Below are 7,207 nucleotides of genomic sequence, written 5' to 3' on the forward strand. Positions count from 1 at the left end.
CGCCTGCCGAGTCCATACGTCCGCCCCGGGCCGGGGCCCCGGGTCACAGCAGTTCGGGGTGCGAACCGAGCTGCCGCCGGGCCCCTTCCACCAGCTCCTCCGGTGGTTCGGGCGCCTGCTCGGGGTGACGCCGGGCCCACGTGGCGACGTATGGGCAGAGCGGCACGACGGGCACGCCCTCACGGGCCGCGACGGCTTAGAACTCCCAGGCCGGCGCACCCGCGATGCCCCGGCCCTCGTACTCCCGCCCGACGAGGGTGTGTACGGCGACGAGCGCTCCGGGGGGCCGGGTACATCGCGAAGTACGCGATCGTCCCGGCGACGATGCCGTCCAGGCGGGCCACCAGCTTGCCGTGGTCCCGGTCGTCCCGGATCTCGACCGAGGTGTTCTCTGCCGCCATGGCGCGTCCTGCTCGTACGGTGGGCGGACCCGCTACGACGCGGGTACGGCGTGCGGGCTCCGCTCTGTACGGCTGCCCGGCACCGGCGCCGACGCGTCGGTCCCCAGAGCCACGATGCGGTTGTCGGCGTCGACGTGCACGACGCTCGGGACGAGCGCGCGGGCCTCGGCGTCGTCGACCTGGGCGTAGCTGATGAGAATGACCAGGTCCCCGGGGTGCACGAGGTGCGCGGCCGCGCCGTTGATACCGATGACGCCGGAGCCTCGCTCGCCCTCGATGACGTAGGTCTCGAGCCGGGCGCCGTTGTCGATGTCGACGATGTGGACGAGCTCGCCGGGCAGGAGGTCGGCGGCGTCCATGAGGTCCGCGTCGACGGTCACGGAACCGACGTAGTGCAGGTCGGCCTGGGTGACGGTGGCCCGGTGGATCTTGGACTTGAACATGGTGCGCATCATCGAGGTACTCCCACTCTAGGCTCCCTGCCTGCGTTTTTGCAGGTCAAGGGCGGTTTTCCTACTTTACAACGAGTCGATGCCCGGACAGCGGCCCCCAAGTCTTCCAGGACCCGTGCCGACCACTTGCCGACGTACCGATGAGCCGTCAGGCACATGCAGGAGTGCTTCACACGCTGCCCGGACGCACCGCGACGCCTGCACAAGCCTACGCAGCACTTCCCTGAGGGCGTCCGTGATCACCGTCACTCCGGCAGCGTGGGCGGGGCGAGTGGTCCGGTGGTCAACCGGGAGTCGGGGCGGACCGCCGACCCTGCGCCGCACGGCCGTCACCGCCGCGAGGGTCAGATGGCCGGGGTCATCCGCTCCTGCCTCGTCCGACGACGAGCATCCGGCGTTGGTGCTCGGTCATGGGACGCAGCCTCACACGCGGATCCGTGAACCCCGCCGGGCAGGTGGCTCCACAGGGGTTCCTTCGCGTGAGACGGCATGCAGCACCGCGGGCACGGCGGGTGTAGGTGCCCGCCCTCCGAGCCGTGCCGCCTCAGCGAACGGTGATGACCAGCTTCCCCGTGGTACGGCCCGTCTCCCCCAGGACGTGGGCCCGGGCGCCCTCGGCGAGGGGGAAGGTCCCGGAGACATGGGCCCGGAGCCGGCCCCGGTCGACGAGGTCGGCGAGGGCGAGCATCCCCGCCCGGTCGTGCTCGACCAGCAGGGTGACGGCGTTGACCTGTGCCTTCTCGGCCGCGGTCCGGGTGTCCTGGTCGCCCGGCAGCAGGGAGACCAGGACGCCGCCGGGGCGGAGCACGCCCACGGAGCGGGTGGCCGTCTCCCCGCCGAGGGCGTCGAGGACGACGTCGTAGCGCTCCCCGGTGCCGGCGAAGTCCTCGGAGCGGTGGTCGATGCAGGCGTCCGCGCCGATCTCACGCAGGAAGGCGTGCTTGGGGGCGCTCGCCGTCCCGGTGACGTGCGCGCCACGCTCCTTGGCGATCTGCACGGCGAGATGTCCGACACCACCGGCGGCGGCGTGGATCAGCACCCGCTGCCCGGCCCGGAGGCCCGCGGTCTCGACCAGGGCCTGCCAGGCGGTGAGCGCGGCCAGCGGCAGAGCGGCCGCCTGGACGTGGTCGATCCCGGCGGGCTTGGCGGCGAACGCGCGGGTGGGACCGGTCACGTACTCGGCGTGCGAGCCGGCCCCGTACGGGTAGGGAAGCATCCCGAACACCTCGTCACCGGGCCGGAAGAGGGTGACGCCGAAGCCCGTCTCCACCACGGTGCCGGAGACGTCCCACCCGAGGGTCAGCGGTGGCGCAGGCAGGAACAGGCCCTGGGCACGGTGCTTGAAGTCCGTGGGGTTGAGTCCGGCCGCGTGCACGGCGACGAGGATCTCCCCGGGACCGGGCTCCGGCCGCGGAAGCTCCGTCACCCGCAGGACCTCGGGGCCGCCGAGGACCGTCTGGTGCAGGGCGAGCATCAGGGGCGCACCGTCCGGCGCGGCGGCGGCCGGGGTGTCCGTGGCAGCGGCCGGATCCGGGGAGTTCGGGTTCTCGGAGGTGTGGGTCGACGTCATGCCTCGATCCTGGCCGTACGGCCCGGTTCAGGGCGATGGCAAGAAGGTCAGCTTCCGATACATTCCCGCCATGCCCCTCGGTCCCGCCTCCCACCGCGTTCCCCGCGCCACCGGCCCCTCCGTCCGCCCGATACCCACTGCGCCCTCCCAGGTCCGGACCCCCGCCGACCGCGCGGCCGCACTGGGCCGCCTGATGCGTCCGGAGCCACGGCCGGGCGCCCACAAGGTCGTCGTCCTCGCCCTCGACGGCGTCTACCCCTTCGAACTCGGCATTCCGCACCGGGTCCTGGGCTCGGCCGACGGCCGCTACGAGGTGGTGTCCGCGAGCGTGGACGGGCGGCCCGTGCGTACCGACTCGGATCTGACCGTGACCCCGGGACAGGGCCCCGAGGCGCTGGCCGAGGCGGACACCGTCGTCATTCCTCCGTACTCGGTCTCCCGGGCCTCGGCCGCCGTCCCGGACCCGCAGGCCCTCGCCGCCCTGTCCCGTGTCCGCCCCGGCACCCGTCTGGTGTCGATCTGCACCGGCGCCTTCCTGCTGGCCGCCGCCGGGCTCCTGGACGGGCGGCGGGCCACCACCCATTGGGCGCTCACCGGCCACTTCCGGGAGCTGTTCCCCCGGGTGGAGCTCGACGCCGACGTGCTCTTCGTCGACCACGGTGACGTGCTGACCTCCGCCGGCGCGGCGAGCGGGGTCGATGTCTGCCTGCACCTGGTGCGCCGGGACCACGGCAGTGAGGTCGCCAACCAGGTGGCCCGCCGCTGCGTCGTACCGCCGTTCCGGGAGGGCGGACAAGCGCAGTACATCGAGCGGCCGCTGCCGCCGGCGAGCGGAACCGGCACCGGGCCGACCCGCGACTGGGCGTTGCAGCGGCTCGGGCTCCCCTTGCCGCTGGACGAACTGGCCGCGCACGCGGCGATGAGCACCCGCACCTTCGCCCGGCGCTTCCGGGAGGAGACCGGTCTGAGCCCCGGCCGCTGGCTGACCCAGCAGCGGCTGCGCCGGGCACGGCTCCTGCTGGAGTCCAGCGATCTGCCGGTGGAGCGGGTCGCCCATGAGGTCGGCTTCGCCACCGCCACCTCGCTGCGGCGGCACCTGGCGACGGAGGCGGGGGTCGCTCCGTCCGCCTACCGGCGCACCTTCCGCGCGTCGGGCCCGGTCGCGGGGGTCGCCGGTGAAGCGTCGGGCGCTGAGGGCTGAAGGGGCCCGGCAGGGGTGGGTGCCCGCAGCCGTGGCCCGCACCTCGGCCGGGTGGTCACGGCGGCGGCGTCCTCCCCCGGCGCTCAGGGGATCAGCAGTGTCTTGATCATTCCGTCCTGCTTCTGCTGGAAGGTCTTGTACACCTGGGGGCCCTCCTCGAGCGGCAGCCGGTGCGTGGCGAAACCGTCGACGCCCAGCGGGTCCTCGTCGGTGAGCAGCGGCAGGATGTCGTCGACCCAGCGCCTGACGTTGGCCTGGCCCATCCTGATCTGGAGCTGTTTGTCGAACATGGTCAGCATCGGCAGCGGGTCGGCCGCTCCGCCGTACACGCCGGACACCGAGATCGTGCCGCCCCGGCGCACCACGTCGATCGCGGCCCGGAGCGCCGCGAGCCGGTCGACGCCCATGGTCTCCATGAGGCGTTCCCCGAGGGCGTCGGGCAGCAGCCCGACCATCCCGTGCGCCGCCTTGGCGACGGGGGCGCCGTGCGCCTCCATACCCACCGCGTCGATCACCGCGTCGGTGCCGCGCCCGTCCGTCAGATCGCGGATGGCGTCGCCGAGGTCCTTGCCGTGCCGGCGCAGATCCAGGCACTTCACCCCGTCCGCGGCGGCGCGGGACAGGCGCTCGGGTACGAGGTCGACGCCCACCACGAGGCCGGCCCCGCGGTGCCGCGCGATGCGTGCCGCCATCGCGCCGATCGGTCCGAGGCCGAGGACGGTCACCGAACCGCCGGGCGGGATGGCCGCGTACTCCACGGCCTGCCAGGCGGTGGGCAGTACGTCGGACAGATAGACGAACCGGTCGTCCGCCGGCCCGTGCGGGACCTTGATCGGCAGGGTGTTCCCGAACGGGACCCGCAGCAGCTCCGCCTGTCCACCGGGCACCTGGCCGTAGAGCTTGGTGTAGCCGAACAGGGAGGCGCCCGTGCCGCGTTCGCGGACCTGGGTGGTCTCGCACTGGGACTGCAAGCCCCGGTCGCACATGTAGCAGTGTCCGCAGGAGACGTTGAACGGGACGACCACCCGGTCCCCGGGGGCCAGGGCCGTCACCTCGGGGCCCACCTCCTCCACGATGCCCATGGGCTCGTGGCCGAGGATGTCGCCCGGGTCGAGGAAGGGGCCGAGGACCTCGTACAGGTGGAGGTCCGAACCGCAGACCCCGGTCGAGGTGATCCTGACGATGACGTCGGTCGGATCCTCGATGCGCGGATCGGGGACGGTCTCCACCCGGACGTCCCTCTTGCCCTGCCAGGTCAGTGCGCGCACGATCCGACTCCTTTCCGGAGGTCTTGCGAGATGTTTTCGAGGTCCTTCGCCCACGGCCGGCCACCTGCTACGGCCCGGCGCACGGGGGTCCGCCCGTAGGCGTGTGTCCCGGCCCGTCCGACGGGCCGGCCGTCTCGGCCCGGTCCCGGGTTCACAGGAGCAGGGCGTAGACGAGGAAGAAGGCTGCCACCAGGACGACGACCACGAGGATGGCGGTCAGCGGTCCCTTGCTCCACCCCTTGGGGGCCGCGTGCCGCGGGCCCGCCTCCGAGGTGCTTCCCTCGGCCGGCGGTGTCTCGCCCGGGGGGACGCCGCCGCCGGGTTCGAGACCTGGGGTGGTGCGCGGGTCGGGGTCGGGGTTGCCTGTGCTCATACAGGTGCACGTACCCGATCACGGGAGCGCCTACCAGAAGTGCCCCCGACCAGACGCGCCGGCACCACCCGCCGGTGGAGCCCGGCCGCCACCCGGTGAAGCCGGGTCCGGCCACCGGTGCCCGGGGAAGGACGTCTCGTGGGCCCGCGCCACCGCCGAGGCCGGGACCACCGAGCACGGTGGCGCCGGCCGGTCCGCACCGGGACGGGCCGGTGGCCCCCATGTGCACCGTTCCGGCCGACGGCGGCACCGCACGAGTGCTTAGGTGGGGGGCACCGCTCGCCGGCCGTCGGCGTGTGGGCCGCCGGGGGGCCGATCCTTCAGGAGGTACACATGGCGGGTACAGCTGGTCCGCTGCGGGGCCGCGTCGCCGTGGTGACCGGCGCGGCGCGCGGCCTGGGTGCGGCGATGGCGCGGGAACTGTCACGACGGGGCGCCACGGTGGCCCTGATCGGGCGTGAGGAGTCCGCGCTGGCCGAGGTGCGGGACTCCGTGGCGGGGCCGGCAGAGTGCTGGGAAGTCGATGTCACCGACGACGCGCGCATGGCGCGGGTGGCCGACGAGGTGCGGGCCCGGTTCGGGCCGGCGTCCGTCCTCGTGGCGAACGCGGGGGTGGCGGAGGGCGGGCCCTTCGCGGAGTCCGACCCGGTGAGCTGGCGGCGTGTCATCGAGGTGAACCTGATCGGCAGCGCGATCAGCGCACGCACCTTCCTCCCCCAGCTGCGGGCCACGCACGGCTACTACCTGCAGATCGCGTCGCTGGCTTCCATCGGCGCCGCGCCGATGATGAGCGCCTACTGCGCCTCCAAGGCAGGCGTCGAGGCGTTCGCGCACACCCTGCGCGCGGAGACGGCGCACGAAGGCGTGGGAGTGGGCATCGCCTACCTGAACTGGACCGACACCGACATGATCCGTGACGCCGACCGGCATCCCGTGCTCCGGGAACTGCGCGGGCACATGCCCCGGCCCGCGCGCAAGGTCTACCCCGTGGAGACGGTGGCGGCCCGCGTCGTGCGGGCGGTCGAGCACCGCGGTACGGCCGTGTACGTCCCCGCCTGGCTGCGTGCCACACAGGTGGTGCGGGCCGCCATGCCGTCGGTGGTCACGATGGTGTCCAGGCGGGAACTGCCGAAGCTGCGGCAGGAGACGTCGTTCGAGGCCACGGGGCTGCTGGGTGCGGGCGGGCGGGCCGGCGCCGACGCGCCCGGTGGCCCGGACCGCTGACGGGTGCCGCTCCTCAGGCCGTACGGTCCCGTCCGGCGTGGCAGGCGTGGTGCATCGTGCGCAGCCGGGCGGTGAAGGCCGGCAGCGGGCCCACGGTGTCGGCGCCGGGGACCACCTCCTGGATACGCAGGGGCGCCACGGGGGACGGTGCGACACCGATCTCGGCGAGCCACCGGGTGAGCTGGGCGGAGGAATGGGCGTAGACGATCCGGCCCATACCGGCCCAGCCGTGCGCCGCGGCGCACATGGGGCAGTGCTCGCCCGAGGTGAAGACCACGGTGCGCCGACGCTCGTACGCGTCCAGGTGCTCCGCCGCCCACCGGGCCAGTTCGAACTCCGGGTGCCGGGTGCCGTCCCCGCCGGTGCGCACCCGGTTGCGGGCTGCCCGCAGGAGGTGCCCGTCGGCGCCCGTCAGGACCGATCCGAAGGGCTCGTCACCGGCGCGCAGCGCTTCCCCGGCCAGCTCCACGGCCCGTTCCACGTGGCGGAGGTCGGTGTCGGTCAGCGGGGTGGTCGTCATCGCTCGCTCTCGCTCCTCGGCGCGGGGTGTCCCGCCGTCGGGCGACGGTACCGTACGCGCTCCCCCGGGCCTCCCGGCCGCCGGGAACCGCGGCACCGGTCAGGCCTGCCGGCCGGCCTCCGCGCGCAGGGCCTGGTCCACGGCCTCGCGCACCCGCTCGTCCTCGCGCAGCCGGCGGCGGGCGCGGGCGCGCCGGAC

At 73.9% G+C, this 7,207-nt stretch carries 7 protein-coding genes and 1 pseudogene; 2 read left to right on the forward strand and 6 right to left on the reverse strand.

The window, feature by feature from the left end; translation table 11 throughout:
• Positions 1–43: 43 nt before the first annotated feature.
• From IH13_RS41720 to IH13_RS0134080, 3 genes and pseudogenes are all read right to left on the reverse strand, one after another.
• A pseudogene (locus IH13_RS41720) lies at positions 44–401 on the reverse strand (GNAT family N-acetyltransferase).
• Between the two features lie 32 nt (positions 402–433).
• A complete protein-coding gene (panD, locus tag IH13_RS0134075; protein WP_031090679.1) occupies positions 434–856 on the reverse strand; it encodes an aspartate 1-decarboxylase in 423 nt (140 codons plus the stop codon).
• A 541-nt stretch (positions 857–1,397) separates the two neighbouring features.
• Positions 1,398–2,423 (reverse strand): NADP-dependent oxidoreductase, encoded by a 1,026-nt coding sequence (locus IH13_RS0134080; RefSeq protein ID WP_031090681.1) that lies wholly within the window; start codon positions 2,421–2,423, stop codon positions 1,398–1,400.
• Between the two features lie 70 nt (positions 2,424–2,493).
• On the opposite strand from IH13_RS0134080, the gene IH13_RS0134085 reads away from it, so the two are divergent.
• On the forward strand, positions 2,494–3,624 hold the full coding sequence (locus tag IH13_RS0134085) for a GlxA family transcriptional regulator (RefSeq protein WP_031090683.1): 1,131 nt from the start codon (positions 2,494–2,496) through the stop codon (positions 3,622–3,624).
• 83 nt (positions 3,625–3,707) lie between these two features.
• On the opposite strand, the gene IH13_RS0134090 is transcribed toward IH13_RS0134085, so the two are convergent.
• Positions 3,708–4,892, reverse strand: a complete 1,185-nt coding sequence (locus IH13_RS0134090) for a zinc-dependent alcohol dehydrogenase (RefSeq protein WP_031090685.1) — start codon at positions 4,890–4,892, stop codon at positions 3,708–3,710.
• Between the two features lie 151 nt (positions 4,893–5,043).
• A complete protein-coding gene (locus tag IH13_RS0134095; RefSeq protein ID WP_031090686.1) occupies positions 5,044–5,265 on the reverse strand; it encodes a DUF6480 family protein in 222 nt (73 codons plus the stop codon).
• Positions 5,266–5,598: 333 nt separating this feature from the next.
• On the opposite strand from IH13_RS0134095, the gene IH13_RS0134100 reads away from it, so the two are divergent.
• Positions 5,599–6,489 (forward strand): SDR family oxidoreductase, encoded by an 891-nt coding sequence (locus tag IH13_RS0134100; RefSeq protein WP_031090687.1) that lies wholly within the window; start codon positions 5,599–5,601, stop codon positions 6,487–6,489.
• Positions 6,490–6,502: 13 nt separating this feature from the next.
• Here IH13_RS0134100 and IH13_RS0134105 read toward each other — a convergent pair whose 3' ends face one another.
• Positions 6,503–7,009, reverse strand: coding sequence for a nucleoside deaminase (locus tag IH13_RS0134105; protein ID WP_031090688.1), 507 nt, complete (start codon positions 7,007–7,009; stop codon positions 6,503–6,505).
• Positions 7,010–7,207: the final 198 nt, after the last annotated feature.

Origin of the sequence: Streptomyces sp. NRRL WC-3549 (assembly GCF_000721935.1) — a bacterium.
GTDB lineage: Bacteria > Actinomycetota > Actinomycetes > Streptomycetales > Streptomycetaceae > Streptomyces.